This window comes from Sphingomonas azotifigens NBRC 15497 (assembly GCF_002091475.1).
Lineage (GTDB): Bacteria > Pseudomonadota > Alphaproteobacteria > Sphingomonadales > Sphingomonadaceae > Sphingomonas > Sphingomonas azotifigens.
Map to the genome: position 1 here is coordinate 81762 of NZ_BCTR01000012.1, position 19971 is coordinate 101732.

A 19971-nucleotide genomic window follows, 5' to 3' on the forward strand; every position below is an offset into this window, starting at 1 on the left:
ACCTCGACTCCACCCCTTTCGCGCCGGGACACACCCCGGGTTTCCTTGCGGGCCTGCCTGCCGATGGACGGGGGCACGCATGATTCGCGCGCTCCTCACCGCCGCGGCCCTCATGCTGGCGGCACCCCAAGCGAGCGACAACGCTCCCTATCTCACACCCGATCAATATCCGGACGGCATGGCGATCCTGCCGCCGCCGCCGGCGCCGGACAGTGCCGCGGCGGCGCTCGACATGAAGATCTTTCGCGACACCCGGGCGCTGGTCGGCAGCCCGCGCTGGAAGATCGCGACCGACGACGTCACCAACAATCCGCTGGCGCGGAACGCCTGCGCGATGGGCATGGTGCTCGATGCCGCGCACGCACCGGCGCTGGCACGGCTGATCGCGCATGCCGGAACCGGTCCGGTCGTCAGCACGGTCAAGTCGGCCTATCAGACGCCGCGTCCCTATCTGCGCGAAGACGGCCCGATCTGCGAAGCGAAGACGGCGCACCTCGCCGGCAACGGCGATTATCCGTCGGGCCACACCGCCAATGGCTGGCTGGAGGCGCAGATCCTGGCCGAGGTGATGCCCGATCATGCGAGCGCGATCCTGGCGCGCGGCCGCGCGTACGGCGAAAGCCGGGCGATCTGCGGTTCGCACAGCAGGAGCGCGGTCGAGGCGGGGTATCTCGCCGGCGCGTCCGTGTTCGCGGTGCTGCAGACCTCTGCGTCGTTCCGGAAGGATCTCGAGGCCGCCCGTGCCGAAGTCGCGCGGCTTCGTGCCACGGCGCCGCGCCCGGATGCGCAGCAATGCGCAGCCGAACGCGCCGCGCTCGCCGTGCGCCCGTGGTGACGTCGGTGTCATGAAGCCGTCGCGGTGCGACGCCAATAGCGGACCAATTCCAAGGGGATTCGGGATGCAGGGTGCAGGCGACGCGACCGCGCGGCCAACCAACTCCAACGCGATGCTGATGCTGGGCGGCCTTGCTGCGTTCAGCGCCTATTTCGCGATGTACGCCTTCCGCAAGCCGTTCGCGGCGGCGACCTATGCGGACGTGGCGGGCTGGCACTTCGCGATCGACTACAAGAGCGCGCTGCTGATCGCCCAGGTCATCGGCTATGCGCTGTCGAAGCTGATCGGGGTTCGGGTGATCGCGGAGAGCGGCCGACATGGCCGGGCGCGGCAGATCCTGATGCTGATCGGCGCATCCTGGGTGGCGCTGATCCTGTTCGCGCTCATTCCAGCGCCGTGGAACGTCGCCTGCCTGTTCCTCAATGGCCTGCCGCTCGGGCTGATCTGGGGGCTGGTGTTCAGCTATGTCGAAGGGCGTCGCGTGTCCGAGCTGCTCGGCTCGATGCTCTGCGCCAGCTTCATCCTCGCCTCGGGCGTGGTCAAGTCGGTAGCGACGTTGCTGATGGGAGCCGGCGTCCCGGAGCTGTGGATGCCGGCGGCGACGGGCCTGGTCTTCACGCCCGTCCTGTTCCTGTCGCTCTGGCAGCTCGAACGCCTGCCGCCGCCCGATGCACGCGACGAGGCGGAGCGGACCGTGCGGGTGCCGATGGGCGCTGCCGAGCGCACCGCCTTCCTGCGGTCACATGGCGGCACGCTGCTGCTGCTCGTGCTCGGCTATGTCGCGCTCACGGCACTGCGCGACATCCGCGACAATTTCGCCGCCGAGATCTGGGCGGGGCTCGGCTATGGCGGCGAGGCCAGCGTGTTCGCGGCGAGCGAACTGCCGGTCGCGCTACTGACGCTGGGGTCGCTGGCGCTGCTGATGCTGGTGCGCGACAATCTCCGCGCGCTGCTCGCGATGCACGGCATGATCGTGGCGGGCGCGCTCCTGCTGGCGGCGTCGACCCTCGCGTTCGAGGCTCGGCTGATCGGAGGACTGCCCTGGATCACGCTCACCGGCGCCGGGCTCTACCTCGCCTATACGCCGTTCAACGCGATGCTGTTCGATCGCATGGTCGCGACCATCGGCACCGCGGCGAATGCCGGCTTCCTGATCTACGTTGCCGATTCCTCGGGTTATGTCGGCAGCGTGGCGCTGCTGCTTGTCCACAGCTTCGGCGCGCCGCAACTCGACTGGCTGCGCTTCTTTGCGATCTGCTGCCAGGCGACCGCCCTGCTGGTGGCCGTGCTGACGAGCATCTCGGCGGTGCAGTTCCTGCGCAAGCGCTGGTCGGCGGGCGACGCGACGGGGCTCGCGCGCCGCGGTTGATCCGGGGCGCGTCGTCTCCTAGACAGTTCGGCAGGCGTCCGCTTGCGGGCGCTTCCAATGATCGCGCCGGTGCTTCGAAAGAGGCTTAATCGGGAATGCGGTGCGGGGAGCCTGCTCCCCAAATCCGCGGCTGTCCCTGCAACTGTGAGCGGATAGCGTGCGGCACTCGCCTCCGATCGAGAGGCAGCCACTGGGCCTTCGGGCCTGGGAAGGCGTGCCGTTCGCCATGACCCGCGAGCCAGGAGACCTGCCGGCGTCCGGTCGCTCTTGCCCTGGCCCAGGGGATGGCCGCGGCACGGTGTACTCCGTCTGAGCGACGCATGGAGCGGCGGGGGCCGCTCGTGGTCGCGTGGCCCGGTCGCTTGGGAAGCGTCCGGCCGGGGTGCGGGGCCGGCCGTTCGCGGTGGGCCCCGGCCAAGTCGCACGACGCCGCCGGAGTATGGTGCTTGTCCTTTCTATCCTTGCGGTCGCGCGTGGCCCTGCTGTTCGGCGGGCTCATCGTGGCCAATGTCGCCGCCTGGGGATGGGCGTTCACGCTGTTCCATGCCCAGCCGCTGATGCTGGGCACTGCGCTGCTCGCCTGGGGGCTGGGGCTGCGCCACGCCGTCGACGCCGATCACATAGCCGCGATCGACAACGTCACCCGCAAGCTGATGAACGACGGCCAGCGGCCGATCGCCACCGGCCTGTGGTTCGCGATCGGCCATTCGGGGATCATCGCCATCGCGTCGACCGGCATCGCGCTCACCACCCATGCGCTGGCCGGGATGGGCGCGCTCAAGGAGACGGGCGGCGTGATCGCCACGGGCGTCTCGGCGCTGTTCCTGTTCGCGATCGCGGGCATGAACCTCGTCATCCTGCACAGCGTGTGGAAGACGTTCCGGCACGTTCGCGCGGGCGGCGCCTATGTAGAGGACGACCTGAACCTGCTGCTCGCGTCGAGGGGGCCGTTGTCGAAGCTGTTCGGGCCGATGTTCCGGCTGGTCGGCAAGAGCTGGCACATGGCGCCGCTCGGCTTCCTGTTCGGATTGGGGTTCGACACCGCGACCGAGGTAGCGATCCTCGGCATGTCGGCGGGGCAGGCGGCGCAGGGCATGTCGCTCGGCACGCTGCTGGTGCTGCCGGCGCTGTTCGCGGTCGGCATGGTGCTGGTCGACACGCTCGACGGGGTGGTGATGCTCGGCGCCTATCAATGGGCATTCGTCAAGCCGATCCGCAAGCTCTACTACAACGTCACCATCACGCTGGTCTCGGCGCTCGTCGCGATCGTGATCGGCGGGATCGAGACGCTGGCACTGATCGGCGACAAGATGGGCTGGACCGGCGGTGCCTTCGGGCTCGCCGCCGAGCTAGGCGCGCACTTCAACGGCCTTGGCTTCGCGATCATCGGCCTGTTCGTCGGCTGCTGGCTGGTGAGCTTCGCCATCTATCGCTGGCAGAGGCTGGACGAGATCGAGGTGCGCGGCTAGAGCAACGGGCGAAGGCTTGCCTTCGAAGATCGCGCCGGTGCCCGGTAGAACGGGCTTAATCGGGAATGCGGTGCGGGGAGCGATCCCCAAATCCGCGGCTGTCCCTGCAACTGTGAGCGGATAGCGCGATGCACTGGCCTCCATGCGAGGGGCAGCCACTGGGCCGGCAAGGCCTGGGAAGGCGTGCAGCGTGCCGTGACCCGCAAGCCAGGAGACCTGCCGGCGCAACGGTCGCTCTTGCCTTGGTCCAGGGGATGGCCGCGGCACGGTATCTGCTTCCGTTCGAGCGACGAAGCTGTGCGGCTGGGGCTGCACGTTCGCGTGGTGTCGGGCGTCCTTCGCGCCCGCCCGTCGTCGCGCGCCGGCTGGACGCTTGTCCGGCAAGCCCCCGCCTGGTCGCTCCGGCGCGGGGGGAAGAGTTCATGACCGACCTTGCCAAGGTCCCCGTCACCATCGTCACCGGCTTTCTCGGCGCCGGCAAGACCACGCTGATTCGCCACCTGATCCAGAACGCAGGAGGCCGCCGCCTGGCGGTGGTCGTCAACGAATTCGGCACGCTCGGCGTCGATGGCGAGATCCTCAAATCCTGCGCGATCCCCGATTGCCCGGCGGAGAATATCGTCGAGCTGGCCAATGGCTGCATCTGCTGCACCGTCGCCGACGATTTCATCCCCACGATCGAGCGGCTGCTGGCGCTGGCGCCGCGCCCCGACCACATCCTGATCGAGACCTCCGGTCTCGCCCTGCCCAAGCCGCTGCTCAAGGCGTTCGACTGGCCGGCGATCCGCAGCCGGATCACGGTGGACGGCGTACTCGCACTGGCCGATGCCGAGGCGGTCGCCAAAGGCCGGTTCGCCCCCGATCTGGCGGCGCTGGAAGCGCAGCGCGCCGCCGATCCGGGTATCGATCACGAGACGCCGCTTGCGGAGGTATTCGAGGACCAGCTCGCCTGCGCCGACATGGTGCTGCTGACCAAGGTGGATCTGGCCGGCCCGGACGGCGTCGCCGCCGCGCGCGCGGTGATCGCTGCCGAGGCGCCGCGGCCCGTGCCGGTGGTCGAGATCCGCGAAGGCGCGATCGACCCGCGCGTGATCCTGGGGCTGGGGGCTGCCGCCGAGGACGATCTCGCCGGGCGCCCCTCGCATCATGATGGCGCCGACGACCATGAGCATGAGGATTTCGACAGCACGGTCGTGACGTTCGGCGAGATCGCCGATCCCGCCGAACTGGTCGCCCGCATCGAGCGGCTGGCCCGCGAGCACAAGGTGCTGCGCGTGAAGGGCTATGCGGCGGTGACGGGCAAGCCGATGCGGCTGCTGGTGCAGGCGGTCGGCGCGCGGGTGCGGCACCAGTACGACCGGCCCTGGCGCCCCGGCGAGCCGCGCGGCACCGCGCTGGTCGCGATCGCCGAGCATGACGATGTGAACCCCGACGCCTTCCGCGCGGTGCTGGCCGGCTGAGACAGGCCGCCGCGATGCACATCCTGTTCCGCGAAACGCACGGGCTGGAGGAAAACGCCGTGCCCCAGGACCTCGGGCAGTCGCCCGCGGACCTGGTGGTGCTGTCCTTTTCCGACAGCGACCTCGGCGCGTTCGCCGCGGCGTGGCAGGCGGGTCGGGACCGGCTGCCGTCGCTCCGGCTGGCGAACCTCGCGGCGCTGATGCACCCCTTGTCGGTCGACACCTATGTCGAGCGGACGCTGGCGGACGCGAGGGGCATCTTGATCCGGCTGATCGGTGGCATGGCTTATTGGAGCTACGGGCTTCAGCAGGTCGAGGCGTTGGCGCGGGAGCGGGGGATCGCGCTGGCGGTACTACCGGCGGACGGGCGTGCGGACGAGCGCCTGGATGCTGCGTCCACCGTATCGGTGGCGGTGCTGCGCGAGCTGGCTGGATTGTGCGATGCCGGCGGGGCGGCAGCGGCGCGCGCGGCGCTGGGGGTACTGGCGGGGGCGGCGGGCATTGGATCGACCGCCCCCGCGACGTACACGCCGCTGCCGGCGTTCGGCCTCTGGCATCCGTTGCACGGCGCCTTCTGCTCCCCCATCGGTCATCCCCGCGAAGGCGGGGATCCATTGATGGGAAGCCTTCGGCTCCCGCCCACAGCGTCCTGGCAAATGGATCCCCGCCTGCGCGGGGATGACGGTGTACGTGGGGACGCGGATCGGCAAGGCTGGACCCGCACCGGCCGACCGTTGGTGCTGATTGTCTTCTACCGCTCCTATCTCGCCGCCTGCGACGTCGATCCCTTTGTCGCGCTCCACCATGCCTTCGAGCAGCGCGGCTTCGACACGCTGTCGATCTTCGTGCCATCGCTCAAGGCGCCGGATGCCCGTGTGCAGGTGGAGGCCTGGGTACGCGGGTTCGCGCCCGCCGCGATCGTCAACGCTACCGCGTTCTCCGCCCGCGACGCGGCGGGGAAGTCGCCGCTTGATGGCGCCGGCGTGCCGGTGTTCCAGATCGCGCTGGCCACCGCTTCCCGCGAGGCATGGGCGGGGGCCGATCGCGGCCTCTCCCCCGCCGATCTGGCGATGCACGTGGTATTGCCGGAGGTGGACGGACGCATCTTTGCCGGGGTCGCCAGCTTCAAGCAGGCCGATCCGCGCGACGATGATCTCGGCTTCGCGCGCATCCGCCACCACGCCGATCCCGAACGGATCGGGGCGATTGTGACGCGGGTCGCCGGCTGGATTGCGCTCTGCGGCAAGCCGGGCGCGGCGCGGCGTCTGGCGCTGCTGCTCTCCACCTATCCCGGCAAAAGCTACCAATTGGCGCACGCCGTCGGCCTCGATGCGCTTGCGTCCGCCGAGGCAATCGCCGCCGATCTGGGCGAGCCGATCGAGGCGCTCGCTGCGCGCCTGCAGGCGGAGACGCTGCATTGGCCGCTTGCCGCCTATCGCGCGGCGCTGGCCGAGATGCCCGCGGCGCTTGCCGCCGAACTGGAACGGCATTGGGGACCACCCGAAGACGACCCCGCGCTCCGCGACGGGTGCTTCGACTTCCCTGCCATTGTCGCTGGCCGACTGCTGGTCGCGCTCCAGCCGGAGCGGGGCGACCCCGCCGAGCGCGATGCCAGCTATCACGACGTCACGCGCGTGCCCCGCCATGCCTATGTGGCCTTCTACCTGTGGCTGCGCGCGCAGGGCATCGATGCGCTGGTCCATATCGGCGCGCACGGGACGCTCGAATGGCTCCCCGGCAAGGCGGTCGCGCTTTCGGACAGCTGCTGGCCGGAGGCGCTGACCCGCGGATTGCCGATCCTCTACCCGTTCATCGTCAACGACCCTGGCGAGGCCGCCCAGGCCAAGCGGCGTACCGGCGCGGTGACCGTCGGGCACCTGCCGCCGCCGCTGAAGACCGCCGACACCGGCGCGGGGCTCGCCCGGATCGAGGCGCTGCTCGACGAGTTTTCCAATGCGGTCGGGCTCGACCCGGCGCGTCGCGATCGGCTGCAGGCCGCGATCTGCGAAGAAGCGCGTGCCGCCGGGCTCGAGGCGGAGCTGGGCCTTGACGGGGCCACCAGCGCCGCCGAGGCCGTCACCCGGATCGACCGCTTCGTGTGCGACGTGAAGGAGTCGCAGTTCGGCGACGGGCTGCACGTGTTCGGGCAGGGTACGTGCGGGGCGGCCGAGCGCGCCGGGCTCCAGGCGGGGCTGGCCGGCGCACGGGTCCCGGCCGGACCGTCGGGATCGCCCTTTCGCGGCCGGCACGACGTGCTGCCTACCGGCCGCAACCTCTACGCGATCGATCCGCGCGCGGTGCCCTCGCGCGCCGCCCACGCACAGGGCATCGTGCTTGCCGACGAACTGGTCCGCCGCCACCTCCAGGACCATGGCGACTATCCCAAGGGGCTGGTGGTCGACCTGTGGGGATCGGCGACGATGCGGACCGCCGGCGAGGAGTTCGCGATGGCGCTGCACCTGCTTGGCGCCGCGCCGCTATGGGACAGCGGATCGGAGCGGGTGACGGGCATCGAAATCCTGCCGATCGCGATGCTCGATCGACCGCGCATCGACGTGACCCTGCGCGTCTCGGGCCTGTTCCGCGACGCCTTCCCGGTGTTGCCGCAGCTCTTCGGCCAAGCCGTGCGGGCGCTGGCGGCGCGCGACGAGGGGCCGGAATGGAACCCCTTTGCCGGTCAGGACCCGGCGCCCCGCGTCTATGGGCCGCAGCCGGGCAGCTACGGCCTGGGCATCGGTGCTGCTGCCGAGACCTATACGGAAGATGCCCGGCGACAGGCGGGGGAGGCATGGCTGGCAGCATCGGCACACGCGCTTGACGGCGGTGACGCGGTCTCGGACCTGATGGGCATCCGCACGCGGGTGGCCGCGGCCGACGCCTTCGTCCATCTCCAGGACCTGCCCGAAACCGACCTGCTGCTCGCCGCCGACTATGCGGCGCACGAAGCCGGCTTCGCCGCCGCCAAGGCGCTGACGGGCGGCGAGGCGACACTCTACCATCTCGACGCCCGCGATGCCGCACGGCCGGTCGCCCGCCCGCTGACCGAGGAGCTTGCCCGCGTGGTGCGCGCGCGAGCGGCCAATCCGGCATGGATCGCGGGGATGCGCCGCCACGGCTTCCGTGGCGCGGCCGAAATCGCGGCGACGCTCGACCATCTCGGCAGCTTCGCCCATCTCGCCGGCGCGGTGCCGCCGCAGCTGTTCGATCTCTACCATGACGCCACGCTGGGGGATCCGACGGTCCGCGCCTTTCTTGCGGATGCAAACCCGGCCGCGTTGGCGGCGATGGAGGCGCGGTTCGCGGCGTTGCATGCCGCCGGCCTGTGGCAGACGCGGCGCAACTCGATCCTCGCCAGCCTGGGGACGGGCGCATGAGCGGCTTTGCGGTGCGCGGCTGGTGCCCCGATGCGTGGCGGCCGATGGTGGCGGGCGATGGCCTGCTGGTGCGGGTCAAGCCGCGGCTGGGGCGGATCGACCAAGCACAGATGCAGGGCCTTGCCGAGGCCGCCGTCGCGCATGGCAACGGCCTGATCGACCTGACCAGCCGGGGCAATCTGCAACTGCGCGGGGTCAGCGAGGCGGCATGGCCGGCACTGCTGGAGCGGCTGATCGCCCTCGAGCTCGTTGATGCGGACCCGGTGCGGGAGCTGCGGCGCACGCTGCTGGTCGCGCCGGACTGGGCGCCGGGGGACGACACCCATCGGATCGCGTGCGACCTGCTGGCGCGGATCGACGAACTGCCAGCGCTGCCCGGCAAGGTGGGGCTGGTGATCGATGCGGGCGACGCACCGATCCTGTCGGGCGCGCCCGGCGACTTCCGGATCGAGCGCAGTATCGCCGGTACCTTGATCCTGCGTCTGGAGGAGCAGGCGACGGGAACGCCAATCGCGACCGGGGACGAGGCGGCGGCGCTGCTGCGCATCACCCGCTGGTTCGTCGAGACGGGCGGCGTGGCGGCCGGGCGGATGGCGCGGCACGCCGCTCCGCTGCCGGACTGGGCCGCATGCCAAATCGCGCCGGCGGCACCGCGCCCGCGGGTCCAGCCGGGTACGCATCCGCTCGGATCCGTACTGGGTGCGCCGTTCGGGCAGTTGCGTGCGGACGTGCTTGGCGATCTTGCCGGGCAGGGCGTTGCGGCGGTCCGCGTGACCCCATGGCGGCTGCTGCTCGCCGAGGGCGCGGCGGTGACCCACCCCGCGCTGACCTCCGACGCTGCCGATAGGTTGCTCGACGTTGACGCCTGTTTCGGTGCGCCGGCCTGCCCGCAGGCGAGCATCGAGACCCGCAGGCTGGCCCGGCGCCTCGCGCCGCTGGTGTCGGGCCGGTTGCACGTGTCGGGCTGCGCCAAGGGCTGTGCCCGCGCCCAGCCGAGCGACGTGACGGTAACCGGCCGCGCCGGCCGGCATGACCTTGCCTTCAATGCCCGCGCCGATGCGCCCGCGCTGCACGCCGGGCTCGACGCCGACGCGCTGCTTTCCCTGTTTGGAACCGATTGATGCCGCATAGCTACGAAACCGATGGCGCTGCCATCTACCGCCAGTCCTTCGCGATCATCCGCGCCGAGGCCGATCTCGCCCGCTTTTCGACGGAGGAGGAGCCGGTGGCGGTGCGGATGATCCATGCAGCGGGGATGGTCGCGCTCGCACCGCAGATCAGGTTCTCCGCCGGCTTCGCCGCCACTGCCCGCGCCGCGCTGGCGGACGGCGCGCCGATCCTCTGCGACGCACGGATGATATCCGAGGGGATTACCCGCGCACGGCTGCCCGCGCGCAACGCGGTGCTGTGCACGCTCCACGATCCGCAGGTGGCGGATCTCGCCGCGGCGATGGGCAATACCCGCTCGGCCGCCGCGCTCGAGCTCTGGCGGCCGCATCTTGCCGGCGCGGTGGTCGCGATCGGCAACGCGCCCACCGCACTGTTCCACCTGCTCAACATGCTCGAGGATCCGCACTGCCCGCAACCGGCGGCGATCATCGGCTGTCCGGTCGGCTTTGTCGGCGCGGCGGAATCGAAGGCAGCATTGTGGGCGGCACCGCCGGTGCCGTGCTGCATCGTCGAGGGTCGGCTGGGCGGCAGCGCGATCACCGTCGCCGCGATCAACGCGCTGGCGAACCGCGCCGAATGAGCATGGGAACCATCCACGGCGTCGGCCTCGGCCCCGGTGCCCCCGATCTGCTCAGCGTCCGCGCGGACCGGCTGGTACGCGGCGCGCGGCATGTCGCCTATTTCCGCAAGGCGGGGCGGCCGGGCCAGGCGCGACGGATCGCCGAGGGGATGTTACGGGCAGACGCCATCGAGCTGCCGATGGAATATCCGGTGACCACCGAAATCCCGGTCAGCGACCCGCGCTACAACGCCTGCCTCTCCGCCTTCTATGCCGAGTGCACCGATCGGCTGCTGACATTGGCCGAGGCTGGCGAGGACGTGGTCGTGCTGTGCGAGGGCGATCCCTTCTTCTACGGCTCGTTCATGCACCTCCACACCCGGCTGTCGGGCAAGGCGCCGGTGGCGGTGGTGCCGGGAATCACCGGCATGGCGGGCGCGTGGAACGCGACCGGCCAGCCGATCACCTGGGGCGACGACGTGTTGACGATCGCGATGGCGACGCTGCCCGAGGACGAACTCGCCCGCCGCATCCGCGATACCGACGCGCTGGTGGTGATGAAGATCGGCCGCAACCTCGCCAAGCTCCGCCGCGCGGTGACGGCCGCCGGTCGCGAGGCGGAAGCCTGGCTGGTCGAGCATGCCGCCATGCCGGAACAGCGCGTGACGCCGCTGGCCGAGGCGACCAGCGTTACCCCCTATTTCGCCATCCTGCTGATCCATGGCCGGGGGCGCCGCCCATGAGCGGCTGGCTCGCCATTGCCGGGCTGGGGCCGGGCGACGATGCGCTGGTGACGCCCGAGGTGACCGCCGCCCTGGCCGAGGCGACCGATGTGGTCGGCTACATCCCCTATGTCGCCCGGGTCGCGCCGCGGGACGGGCTTCGGCTGCATCCCTCGGACAACCGGGTGGAGCTGGACCGCGCCTCGCTCGCCCTGCGGCTCGCGGAGGAGGGCCGGCGCGTCGTCGTCGTGTCCTCTGGCGATCCCGGCGTCTTTGCGATGGCGTCGGCGGTGTTCGAGGCGCTGGAGGCGGGCCCGCCAGACTGGCGCGCGCTGGACGTGCGGGTGCTGCCCGGCATCACCGCCATGCTTGCAGCGAGTGCGCGGGCGGGTGCACCGCTCGGCCATGATTTCTGCGCGATCAACCTCTCCGATAACCTCAAGCCCTGGGCGCTGATCGAAAAACGGCTGCGCCTGGCCGTCGATGCCGATTTCGCCATGGCGTTCTACAACCCGCGCTCGAAGGCGCGCCCCGAAGGCTTTGCCCGCGTGCTGGAAATCCTGCGCGACGCTTGTGGCGCGGATCGCCCGATCCTGTTCGCCCGCGCGGTGTCCACGCCGGACGAGGCATTGCGGATCGTCACGCTGGGCGAGGCGCGGCCGGAGATGGCCGACATGCGCACGCTCGTCATCCTCGGCTCCAGCCAGACGCGGGTGATCGCGCGGCCGGGGCAACCGATCCTCTACACCCCGCGCTTCGCGGGCGACGGCGTATGAGCGAGCCAGTCGAGCACCGCTTCGGGGGACGAGACTTCGCGCCGCGGCGGCAGGGCCGGGCGGTCGATCATCAGCACCGGCAACCCCAGTGCACGGGCGGCGATCAGCTTGGCTTCGGCGCCGCTGCCCCCGGCATTCTTGCAGATGACGAGATCGACGCGGTGCGTCTCGATCAGCGCACGGTCGCCCTCGGGGGTGAACGGTCCGCGATCGACGAGCAGATGATGGTCGGGGAGCGGCGGCGGTGCGGGCGGCGCGTCGACGAAGCGCAGCACGTAATGATGCTGCGGCTGCGCGGCGAAGGCGTGGACATGCTGGCGGCCCAGGGCGAGCAGGACGCGCCGCGCGGGGCCCTCCAGTGCTGCCACGGCGCCCGCAACGTCCGGCACATGCCGCCAGCGATCGCCTTCGCCTGGACGCCAGGCCGGGCGGGTGAGAGCGAGCAGCGGCACGCCCGCCGCTTCCGCCGCCGCGACGGCGTTGGCGCTCATCGTCGCCGCGAAGGGATGGATGGCATCGACCAGATGGGTGATGCCCTGGTCGCGCAGATGGGCGGCAAGACCGGCCACGCCGCCAAAGCCGCCGACGCGCACCGGGATCGGCTGCGGCCGGGGATGTTCGGTTCGGCCGGCATAGCTGAGCGTCGCCGCTATCCCACGCGCCGCCAGCAGTCGTGCCAGCGCGCTCGCTTCGGTGGTGCCGCCCAGCAGCAGGACGTTCGGCATGGCTGACCTTCCCTGGCTGACGATCCTCGGTATCGGCGAGGATGGGGTGGAGGGGCTCTCCCAGGCCGCGCGCGCGACGCTGGACGGCGCTGAACTGGTGATGGGGGCTGCCCGCCACCGCGCGCTCGTGCCGGGGCTTAGGTGCGAATGGATCGAATGGCCAGTCCCGTTCGCCGACGGCATCCCGCTGCTGCTCGCGCAGCGCGGCCAGCGCGTGGTGCTGCTCGCCTCGGGCGACCCGTTCTGGTTCGGGGCGGGCTCCAGCGTGACGCGGCACCTCGCGCGCGACGAATGGGTGGCGCATCCGGCGCCGTCGAGCTTCGCGCTGGCGGCGGCGCGACTGGGCTGGGCCTTGCAGGAGACGATCTGCCTGGGGCTGCACGCCGCGCCGATCGAGCGGCTGCGCCCGCATCTCGCGCCGGGGCAGCGGCTGCTGGTGCTGGTGCGCGACGGCGCGGCGGCGGGGATGCTGGCGGGCTATTGCGCGGCACTCGGGTTCGGCCCCTCGACCCTGCACATCTTGGAGGCGCTGAACGGCCCGCGCGAGCGGGTTCGCCGGACCCTGGCGAGCGACTTCGCGCTGGACGACGTCGCGCATCCGGTGGCGGTGGGCATCGACGTGGCGGGCGAGGGGGCGGTACTCCCCCTGGTCAGCGGGCGCGACGACGCATGGTTCGCCTCGGACGGGCAACTCACCAAGCGGGCCATCCGGGCGCTCACCCTGTCCACGCTGGCGCCCCGACCGGGTGAGCTGCTCTGGGACATCGGCGCCGGATCGGGATCGATCGGGATCGAATGGCTGCTCGCCCATCCCGCCAACCGCGCCGTGGCGATCGAGGCCGATCCGGTGCGCGCCGATCGCGCGCGGGCCAATGCACTGGCGCTCGGGGTAGACCGGCTGCGGGTGGAAACCGGCCGCGCGCCGGCGTGCCTGCCGGTGGACGCGCCCGACGCGGTCTTTGTCGGCGGGGGGCTCTCACAGGCGCTGCTCGATACACTGTGGACTTGCATCCCGGGCGGCACGCGTCTGGTGGCGAACGCCGTGACGCTCGAGTCCGAAGCGCTGCTGGCCAGTTGGCAGGCGGCGCGCGGCGGCGCGCTGCTGCGGATCGAGCTCGCCGACGCCGTGCCGCTGGGGCAGCGCCATGGCTGGCGGTCGCGCTATCCGGTCGTGCAGTGGAGCGTCACGCGATGATCGTCGCGGGCTTTGGCTATCGCACCGGCGCAACGCCGGCGTCATTGCGCTCTGCACTCGCGCTGGCGCAGGCCGGCGCACCGCCCGTCACCCATGTTGCGACGCTTGCCGACAAGCTGCCGCTGCTGGCGGCACTCGGCCTGCCGATGCTTGGCGTGAACGCGCTGGATGACATTGCGACGCCGACCCGTTCGGCCGCCAGCCTCGCCGCACGCGGTACCGGCAGCGTTGCCGAGGCGGCTGCGCTCGCGGCCGCGGGCGCGGGTGCCCGGCTGCTTGTCGCGCGGTGCATCTCCCCCGATCGGATGGCGACCTGCGCCATCGCCCAAGGAACTTCTGCATGACCGTCCACTTCATCGGCGCCGGCCCCGGCGCGCCCGACCTGCTGACCCTGCGCGCGCGCGACCTGATCGCGGCCAGCCCGGTCTGCCTCTACGCCGGATCGCTGATCCCGGAGGCGATCCTCGCCCATTGCCCGCCGGGTGCGCGGATCGTGAACACCGCGCCGATGGATCTTGACGCGATCCTCGCCGAGATCGTCACCGCGCACGCCGCCGGCCAGGATGTCGCGCGGCTCCATTCGGGCGATCTTTCGATCTGGTCGGCGATGGGCGAGCAGCTGCGCCGTTTGCGCGCGCTGGACATTCCATTCACCGTCACGCCGGGCGTACCCGCCTTCTCCGCCGCCGCCGCGGCGCTGGAGGCGGAGCTGACGCTTCCCGAGCTTGGGCAATCGCTCGTGCTCACTCGCACGCCGGGTCGCGCGAGCCGCATGCCCGAACGCGAGCGGCTGGCCAACTTCGCACTGAGCGGCGCGACGCTGGCGATCCACCTGTCGATCCACAATCTCGCCACCGTGGTCGTCGATCTCCTGCCGGCCTATGGCGCGGACTGCCCGGTGGCGGTGGTGTGGCGGGCGAGCTGGCCCGATGAGCGCATCGTGCGGGCAAGCCTCGCGACGGTCGAGGCAGCGGTCGCCGGCAGCATGGAACGGACCGCGCTGATCCTGGTAGGGCCGGTGCTCGCCGCCCAAGGCTTTGCCGAAAGCAGCCTCTATGCTGCCGGCTATGACCGGCGATTCCGGCCGCAGGACTCCGGCTCGCGCTTTGCGGGGACCAGCGAATGAGCCCGCCCGGCCTGATCGTCGCGGCGCCCGCCTCGGGCAGCGGCAAGACGCTGGTGACGCTCGGGCTGCTGCGCGCGCTCGCCGAGGACGGGCTGGCGGTGCAGCCGTTCAAGAACGGGCCCGACTATATCGATCCCGCCTTCCACCGCGCGGCAGCCGGACGGCCCTCGTTCAACCTCGACAGCTGGGCGATGGACGCGGCGATGCTCGCGGCGATCACGGCGCGCGGGGCGGGGGCCGATCTGGTGATCGCCGAAGGTTCGATGGGCCTGTTCGACGGCGTGGCGCACCCTGGTGCCGCCGGCACCGGGGCAACCGCCGATCTCGCGCGGCGGATGGGCTGGCCGGTGGTGCTGGTGCTCGATGTGTCGGGCCAGGCCCAGTCGGCGGCGGCGACCGCAGCGGGCTTCGCACGGCTCGATCCCCGACTGCCGTTCGCAGGCGTGATCCTCAACCGCGTCGCCAGCCCGCGCCACGAGCGGCTGGTCCGCACCGGCATGGCAGCGGCCGGCATCGCGGTGCTGGGTGCATTGCCGCGCCGCGCCGACCTCATGCTACCGGAACGCCATCTCGGGCTGGTACAGGCGGCGGAGCATGCCGATCTCGACCAGCGGCTCACCGACTATGCGGCGTTCGTGCGGGCACATGTCGACCTCGCCGCCGTGCGTGGAGCAGCTAGCTGCCATCCGCCCCTTGCCCCGACGGCAGCCGCCAGCCTGCCCAAGCCACCGGCGCAGCGCATCGCCATTGCGCAGGATTCGGCCTTCTCGTTTGTTTACCCGCATCTGATCGACGGGTGGCGCCAGGCGGGGGCCGAGATCCTGCCCTTTTCGCCGCTCGCCGACATGCCACCTGCCGAGAACGCCGATCTGGTCTGGCTGCCGGGCGGCTATCCCGAACTCCATGCCGGCAGGATTGCCGCCGCGACGCGCTTCCTCGCCGGCCTCCGCGCGCATGCCGCAACCCGGCCCGTCCATGGCGAGTGCGGCGGATACATGGTGCTGGGCGAGGCGCTGGTCGACAAAAGCGGGGAGACGCACCGCATGGCCGGACTGCTCGGGCTTGTTACCAGCCACGCCGAGCGTCGCATGCACCTGGGCTATCGCCAGGCCCGGCTGCTCGCCCCCGTGGCGGGGATTGCGGCGGGCGCACGGCTGACCGGCCACGAGTTCCACTATTCGACCATCGTCTCGCAGACCGATGCCCCGCTGGCCGTGGTCACCGATGCCGAGGGCAAGCCGGTGGCCGAGACCGGTTCGGTCCGCGGGCAGGTGACCGGCAGTTTCTTCCATCTGATCGCGGCGGCCGCATGATCGCGCTGCACCTGATCGGCATCGGTACCGGCAATCCGCGGCATCTGACCGGCGAGGCGGTCGACGCGCTCAATGCCGCCGATCTGATCCTGGTACCGCGCAAGGAGAATGCGCGCGACCTCGCCGATCTGCGCCAGACGATCTGTGCCGCCGTGCTTACGCGCGACGTGCCGATCGCCAGCTTCGCCATGCCGGTGCGGGCGGGGGAGGGCGACTATCTCCAGGCGGTCCACGACTGGCACGACGCGATCGCCACGGCCTGGCGTACTGCCATCGTCCGGCACTTGCCGGGTGGGGGCAAGGTGGCGCTGCTCGTCTGGGGCGATCCTTCGCTGTACGACAGCAGCCTGCGGATCGCGGCGCGCTTCGCCGGCGCGGGCGTGCGGGTGGTGCCAGGGATCACCAGCATCCAGGCACTCACCGCCGCGCATGCCATTCCGCTCAACCCGCTGGCGGGTCCGGTGACGATCACCACCGGACGGCTGCTGCGCGCGCACGGATGGCCGAATGGCGCCGATTCGCTGGTGGTGATGCTCGATGCCGGCGGCGCGTTCGAGGCGCTCGACCCCCAAGGCGTCACCATCTGGTGGGGTGCCTATCTCGGCATGCCGGAGCAGGCGCTCGCGCATGGGCCGCTTGCCGAGGCGGGGCCGAAGATCCTCGCCACCCGCGCGGCGCTGCGTGCCCGCCATGGCTGGATCATGGACGTTTACCTGCTGCGAAAGGACCCCCGATGACCCGCGACGACGAAGCGCATGCCGAGAAGATGCGCAAGATCCAGGCCGCCCGCGCGACGATGATGGCGACCAAGACCGAGGAGAAGGGGCTGCTGATTGTCCATACCGGCAAGGGCAAGGGCAAGAGCAGCGCCGCGATGGGCATGGTCGTCCGCGCGATCGGCCACGGCATGAAGATCGGCGTCGTCCAGTTCATCAAGGGCGCGATGCGCACCGGCGAGAAGGCGGTGTTCGACGCGTTCCCGGACCAGGTCGAGTTCAAGCCGATGGGGGAGGGCTTCACCTGGGACACGCAGGACCGCGCCCGTGACATCGCCGTCACCCGCACCGCCTGGGACGAGGTCCGGCGGATGATCGCTGATCCGTCTTACGATATGGTGCTGGCCGACGAGCTCAACATCGCGCTGCGCTACGACTATCTGCCGCTCGACGAGGTGCTGGCAGTATTCGCCGCGCGGCCGCCGATGCAGCACGTGATCGTCACCGGCCGCAATGCGCCCGAGCCGCTGATCGAGGCCGCCGACCTGGTCACCGAGATGACGCAGGTCAAGCACCCGTTCCGCTCGGGCGTGAAGGCGCAGGCGGGGATCGAGTTCTGAGCACGCCGCCCGCCTTTGACGACGCATTCCTCCGCCAGTTCGACACGCTGCTGCGCTGGCGCCGCGACGTGCGCCATTTCGCCGCGCAGGCGATCGCACCGGCGGACATGGCGGCGCTGCTGGAGGCGGCCGTGCTCGCGCCCTCGGTCGGCAACGCGCAGCCCTGGCGCTTCGTGCGGCTGCGGACTCCCGCGCTGCGCGAGGCGCTTGCCGGCCATGTCGATGCCGAGAACGCCCGCGCCGCTTCCGGCTATGCGCAGGAGGGGAGGCGCGAGGCGTATCGCGCGCTCAAGCTCCACGGGCTGCGCGAGGCGCCCGAACTGCTCGCGGTGTTCTGCGACGACCACGCGACCGCCGGCCACGGCCTCGGCATCGCCACCATGCCGGAGATGCTGCGCTATTCCTGCGTCACCGCGATCCACACGCTATGGCTGGCGGCGCGGGCACGGGGGATTGGCTTGGGCTGGGTATCGATCCTCGATCCCGCTGCCGTGACCGCGCTGCTCGACGTGCCGCCGGACTGGACGCTGATCGCCTTGCTATGCCTCGGCTACCCCGAAACGCCGTCCGACACCCCAGAACTCGAACGCCGGGGCTGGCAGACGCGCGAGCCACTCGCCGACCGTCTGTTCGAACGCTGAATTATCAGGAGATTCCGATGCTTATCCCGGTTGAAGACGGTCCCGCGATCGTCGTGTGCAACACCTGCCGCTTCAGCGCCGACGCGCGCGAAGACGCTGAAGGACGCCGTGGCGGCGCGGCGCTCGCCGAAGCGCTGACGGAGACGCGCGACGCCGACCCGCGCTATGCCGGGATCGCGATCCAGCCGATGCCGTGCCTGTTCGCGTGCAGTGCGCATTGCACGGTGCATCTGCGCGCGCCCGACAAGGTCGGCTATGTTCTCGGCCGCTTCACGCCGGATGCCGACGCCGCGCGGGCCATCCTCGACTATGCGGTGGCCTATGCGGAAAGCGACCACGGCAAGGTGCCGTTCGCGCAGTGGCCGCAGGGCGTCAAAGGCCATTTCATCGTCCGGGTGCCGCCAGCGGGGCTGTTGGTGGAGGGCTGAGGTTCACGACCGACCGGGCTGCGGCGATCGCAAGAGCCCCCGGTCTCGGCCAACGAGAAATCGATAATCTATATTATGTAAAATGAGAGATCAGTTGGACGCGGCATGCTTCTTCGGTTCCAGCACCAGCACATGCCCTTCCACCCGCCAGCCGTGCAGCCGGGACAGGAAGTTCATGCCCAGCAGGTTCATATTGCCGAAGTTCGGCGAGACCACCGCGCCCAGATCCCTGGTCTCGAGCGATCCGATCGACACGGTTGCGATGCGGCCGCGCCGTGCCGCGATGGTGCCGTTCGATGTCTTGAGGATCGCCGGCAGGCCTTCCGACATCGTCAGCCCGGCCTCCTTGGCGGTCGCTTCGGAGATCGCCGTGATCGATGCGCCGCTGTCCACCAGCATGTTCCGCTCGACTCCGTTGATCCGCGCCCGGACCCAGAAATGTCCGTCCGGGCCCATCGGAACCCGCACCGTGTCGCCCTGGACGCGCTGGTCTTCGAGGCCGAACGTCTCGGTTACCCAGGACCAGGCGTCCATCAACTGGTAGCGGTGCCCGACGACGACGGTCACGAGCAGCACGATGGCGGCCCATCCCAGCGCCGCCCGCAGCACCAGGCCGATGCGCACGCGACGGAGCGAAAATGCGCTGATCACCAGCACCAGCGTCGCGACCAGCCAGATCAGGTTGGCGCCCTGCATGCCGCTCATGCGGACAACTCCAGCCCGTCATAGCCGGGCTCGACTCCGGCAGGCAGTTCGGCGAGGAGCGTCGCATAGTCCATCGAATGGTCCATGTGCACCAACCGCGCGCGCATCGGCGCGAGGTCGTCGATCCAACCGAGGACGGCGTCGAGATGCGGATGCGTCGGGTGCGGTGCGCGGCGAAGCGCGTCGACCACCCACAGGTCCAAGCCGGTGTAGAGCGCCCGCATGTCGGGTGTCATCTCATGAAAATCAGTCGCATAGCCGATGGCCTTGCCATCATGTTCGAAGCGCAGGCCGGCCGAGGTGATACCACCATGCGGCTGATCGACGACCCGAACGGCGATGTCCCCGATCGAGAAGCTGTCCGGCATCGGCTCAATCGCAACCACCGGTGGATAGTATTTTCCTCGGCCTTCAAAGACATAGGGAAAGCGTTTGCCAAGCTGTTCAAGCGTGAACGGCCGCGCCAGCCCGCGCACCGGCGTGCCGCTGCGGGCGTGCATCACCTGCCGCAGGTCGTCGATCCCATGGCAGTGATCGGCATGGTCGTGCGTCCAAAGTACGGCGTCGACATCGGCCACCTCGGCCGCAATCAACTGTTCGCGCATGTCCGGGCTGGTATCGACGAGGATCGTCGTCGTGGCGCTGCGCACCAGCACCGAGGAGCGCGTGCGGCGGTTGCGAGGCTCGCTCGGATCGCACGCCCCCCAATCCGGACCGATGCGAGGAACGCCCGAGGAGGTTCCCGAGCCGAGGATGCGGATGCTCAGC

20 protein-coding genes and 2 riboswitches are annotated in these 19971 nt (G+C 70.6%); of the genes, 17 read left to right on the forward strand and 3 right to left on the reverse strand.

Going from position 1 to position 19971, the window contains the following annotated elements; translation table 11 throughout:
• The first annotated feature begins 79 nt into the window (after positions 1-79).
• From SAZ01S_RS05715 to cobJ, 9 genes are all read left to right on the forward strand, one after another.
• Positions 80-835 carry an acid phosphatase gene (locus tag SAZ01S_RS05715; protein ID WP_084580912.1) on the forward strand — a complete coding sequence of 252 codons (756 nt, stop codon included), beginning with the start codon at positions 80-82 and terminating at the stop codon, positions 833-835.
• 64 nt (positions 836-899) lie between these two features.
• A complete protein-coding gene (locus SAZ01S_RS05720) occupies positions 900-2204 on the forward strand; it encodes a DUF5690 family protein (protein ID WP_245824634.1) in 1305 nt (434 codons plus the stop codon).
• Between the two features lie 52 nt (positions 2205-2256).
• Positions 2257-2473: riboswitch (cobalamin riboswitch) on the forward strand.
• 204 nt (positions 2474-2677) lie between these two features.
• Complete coding sequence (locus SAZ01S_RS05725; protein WP_439951216.1) at positions 2678-3673, forward strand: HoxN/HupN/NixA family nickel/cobalt transporter; 996 nt, start codon at positions 2678-2680, stop codon at positions 3671-3673.
• 18 nt (positions 3674-3691) lie between these two features.
• A riboswitch (cobalamin riboswitch) is annotated at positions 3692-3911 on the forward strand.
• 184 nt (positions 3912-4095) lie between these two features.
• The gene (gene cobW, locus SAZ01S_RS05730) at positions 4096-5133 is read left to right on the forward strand and encodes a cobalamin biosynthesis protein CobW (RefSeq protein ID WP_084580916.1); all 1038 of its coding nucleotides are present in this window, start codon (positions 4096-4098) and stop codon (positions 5131-5133) included.
• 14 nt (positions 5134-5147) lie between these two features.
• Entirely contained in the window at positions 5148-8507 is a 3360-nt protein-coding gene (gene cobN, locus SAZ01S_RS05735) for a cobaltochelatase subunit CobN (RefSeq protein ID WP_084580918.1), read from the forward strand.
• Positions 8504-9628 (forward strand): ferredoxin-like domain-containing protein, encoded by a 1125-nt coding sequence (locus SAZ01S_RS05740; RefSeq protein WP_084580920.1) that lies wholly within the window; start codon positions 8504-8506, stop codon positions 9626-9628. The genes cobN and SAZ01S_RS05740 overlap by 4 nt, the downstream gene beginning before the upstream one ends.
• A complete protein-coding gene (locus tag SAZ01S_RS05745) occupies positions 9628-10257 on the forward strand; it encodes a precorrin-8X methylmutase (protein ID WP_084580922.1) in 630 nt (209 codons plus the stop codon). The genes SAZ01S_RS05740 and SAZ01S_RS05745 overlap by 1 nt, the downstream gene beginning before the upstream one ends.
• The gene (cobI, locus tag SAZ01S_RS05750) at positions 10254-10979 is read left to right on the forward strand and encodes a precorrin-2 C(20)-methyltransferase (RefSeq protein WP_084580924.1); all 726 of its coding nucleotides are present in this window, start codon (positions 10254-10256) and stop codon (positions 10977-10979) included. Before SAZ01S_RS05745 ends, cobI begins: the two co-directional genes overlap by 4 nt.
• Positions 10976-11734 carry a precorrin-3B C(17)-methyltransferase gene (cobJ, locus tag SAZ01S_RS05755; protein WP_084580926.1) on the forward strand — a complete coding sequence of 253 codons (759 nt, stop codon included), beginning with the start codon at positions 10976-10978 and terminating at the stop codon, positions 11732-11734. Before cobI ends, cobJ begins: the two co-directional genes overlap by 4 nt.
• On the opposite strand, the gene SAZ01S_RS05760 is transcribed toward cobJ, so the two are convergent.
• Positions 11701-12459 (reverse strand): cobalt-precorrin-6A reductase, encoded by a 759-nt coding sequence (locus tag SAZ01S_RS05760; protein ID WP_084580928.1) that lies wholly within the window; start codon positions 12457-12459, stop codon positions 11701-11703. The genes cobJ and SAZ01S_RS05760 overlap by 34 nt on opposite strands.
• Between SAZ01S_RS05760 and cbiE the strand changes: the two genes are divergently transcribed.
• Genes cbiE through SAZ01S_RS05800 form a run of 8 tightly spaced genes read left to right on the forward strand, consistent with a single transcriptional unit; the run spans position 12458 to position 18498 of the window.
• Positions 12458-13654: a precorrin-6y C5,15-methyltransferase (decarboxylating) subunit CbiE gene (gene cbiE / locus SAZ01S_RS05765; protein ID WP_084580930.1), complete on the forward strand. Its 1197-nt coding sequence runs from the start codon at positions 12458-12460 to the stop codon at positions 13652-13654. The genes SAZ01S_RS05760 and cbiE overlap by 2 nt on opposite strands.
• Positions 13651-13998: a cobalamin biosynthesis protein gene (locus SAZ01S_RS05770; protein WP_084580932.1), complete on the forward strand. Its 348-nt coding sequence runs from the start codon at positions 13651-13653 to the stop codon at positions 13996-13998. The genes cbiE and SAZ01S_RS05770 overlap by 4 nt, the downstream gene beginning before the upstream one ends.
• Positions 13995-14780 (forward strand): precorrin-4 C(11)-methyltransferase, encoded by a 786-nt coding sequence (cobM, locus tag SAZ01S_RS05775; protein WP_084580934.1) that lies wholly within the window; start codon positions 13995-13997, stop codon positions 14778-14780. The genes SAZ01S_RS05770 and cobM overlap by 4 nt, the downstream gene beginning before the upstream one ends.
• Entirely contained in the window at positions 14777-16093 is a 1317-nt protein-coding gene (locus SAZ01S_RS05780; RefSeq protein ID WP_084580936.1) for a cobyrinic acid a,c-diamide synthase CobB, read from the forward strand. Before cobM ends, SAZ01S_RS05780 begins: the two co-directional genes overlap by 4 nt.
• Positions 16090-16830, forward strand: coding sequence for a precorrin-6A synthase (deacetylating) (cobF, locus tag SAZ01S_RS05785; RefSeq protein WP_084580938.1), 741 nt, complete (start codon positions 16090-16092; stop codon positions 16828-16830). The genes SAZ01S_RS05780 and cobF overlap by 4 nt, the downstream gene beginning before the upstream one ends.
• Entirely contained in the window at positions 16827-17429 is a 603-nt protein-coding gene (gene cobO / locus SAZ01S_RS05790) for a cob(I)yrinic acid a,c-diamide adenosyltransferase (RefSeq protein WP_084580940.1), read from the forward strand. The genes cobF and cobO overlap by 4 nt, the downstream gene beginning before the upstream one ends.
• On the forward strand, positions 17426-18070 hold the full coding sequence (bluB, locus tag SAZ01S_RS05795; protein WP_084580942.1) for a 5,6-dimethylbenzimidazole synthase: 645 nt from the start codon (positions 17426-17428) through the stop codon (positions 18068-18070). Before cobO ends, bluB begins: the two co-directional genes overlap by 4 nt.
• Positions 18071-18087: 17 nt before the next feature.
• A complete protein-coding gene (locus tag SAZ01S_RS05800; protein ID WP_084580944.1) occupies positions 18088-18498 on the forward strand; it encodes a DUF1636 domain-containing protein in 411 nt (136 codons plus the stop codon).
• A 90-nt stretch (positions 18499-18588) separates the two neighbouring features.
• Here SAZ01S_RS05800 and SAZ01S_RS05805 read toward each other — a convergent pair whose 3' ends face one another.
• Both SAZ01S_RS05805 and SAZ01S_RS05810 read right to left on the reverse strand, forming a co-directional pair.
• Positions 18589-19203 carry a retropepsin-like aspartic protease family protein gene (locus SAZ01S_RS05805; RefSeq protein ID WP_084580946.1) on the reverse strand — a complete coding sequence of 205 codons (615 nt, stop codon included), beginning with the start codon at positions 19201-19203 and terminating at the stop codon, positions 18589-18591.
• Complete coding sequence (locus SAZ01S_RS05810) at positions 19200-19970, reverse strand: MBL fold metallo-hydrolase (RefSeq protein WP_084581127.1); 771 nt, start codon at positions 19968-19970, stop codon at positions 19200-19202. Before SAZ01S_RS05810 ends, SAZ01S_RS05805 begins: the two co-directional genes overlap by 4 nt.
• Between the last annotated feature and the right edge of the window lies 1 nt (position 19971).

What these genes read in the sequence shown, in the direction of transcription:
- cobM (WP_084580934.1), top strand. Translation starts at nt 13,995, where the DNA reads ATGACCGTCCACTTCATCGGCGCCGGCCCCGGCGCGCCCGACCTGCTG.
- SAZ01S_RS05715 (WP_084580912.1), top strand. Translation starts at nt 80, where the DNA reads ATGATTCGCGCGCTCCTCACCGCCGCGGCCCTCATGCTGGCGGCACCC.
- SAZ01S_RS05745 (WP_084580922.1), top strand. Translation starts at nt 9,628, where the DNA reads ATGCCGCATAGCTACGAAACCGATGGCGCTGCCATCTACCGCCAGTCC.
- cobI (WP_084580924.1), top strand. Translation starts at nt 10,254, where the DNA reads ATGAGCATGGGAACCATCCACGGCGTCGGCCTCGGCCCCGGTGCCCCC.
- SAZ01S_RS05720 (WP_245824634.1), top strand. Translation starts at nt 900, where the DNA reads ATGCAGGGTGCAGGCGACGCGACCGCGCGGCCAACCAACTCCAACGCG.
- SAZ01S_RS05780 (WP_084580936.1), top strand. Translation starts at nt 14,777, where the DNA reads ATGAGCCCGCCCGGCCTGATCGTCGCGGCGCCCGCCTCGGGCAGCGGC.
- SAZ01S_RS05740 (WP_084580920.1), top strand. Translation starts at nt 8,504, where the DNA reads ATGAGCGGCTTTGCGGTGCGCGGCTGGTGCCCCGATGCGTGGCGGCCG.
- cobW (WP_084580916.1), top strand. Translation starts at nt 4,096, where the DNA reads ATGACCGACCTTGCCAAGGTCCCCGTCACCATCGTCACCGGCTTTCTC.
- cobN (WP_084580918.1), top strand. Translation starts at nt 5,148, where the DNA reads ATGCACATCCTGTTCCGCGAAACGCACGGGCTGGAGGAAAACGCCGTG.
- cobO (WP_084580940.1), top strand. Translation starts at nt 16,827, where the DNA reads ATGACCCGCGACGACGAAGCGCATGCCGAGAAGATGCGCAAGATCCAG.
- cbiE (WP_084580930.1), top strand. Translation starts at nt 12,458, where the DNA reads ATGGCTGACCTTCCCTGGCTGACGATCCTCGGTATCGGCGAGGATGGG.
- SAZ01S_RS05800 (WP_084580944.1), top strand. Translation starts at nt 18,088, where the DNA reads ATGCTTATCCCGGTTGAAGACGGTCCCGCGATCGTCGTGTGCAACACC.
- SAZ01S_RS05770 (WP_084580932.1), top strand. Translation starts at nt 13,651, where the DNA reads ATGATCGTCGCGGGCTTTGGCTATCGCACCGGCGCAACGCCGGCGTCA.
- cobF (WP_084580938.1), top strand. Translation starts at nt 16,090, where the DNA reads ATGATCGCGCTGCACCTGATCGGCATCGGTACCGGCAATCCGCGGCAT.
- cobJ (WP_084580926.1), top strand. Translation starts at nt 10,976, where the DNA reads ATGAGCGGCTGGCTCGCCATTGCCGGGCTGGGGCCGGGCGACGATGCG.
- SAZ01S_RS05805 (WP_084580946.1), bottom strand. Translation starts at nt 19,203, where the DNA reads ATGAGCGGCATGCAGGGCGCCAACCTGATCTGGCTGGTCGCGACGCTG.
- SAZ01S_RS05760 (WP_084580928.1), bottom strand. Translation starts at nt 12,459, where the DNA reads ATGCCGAACGTCCTGCTGCTGGGCGGCACCACCGAAGCGAGCGCGCTG.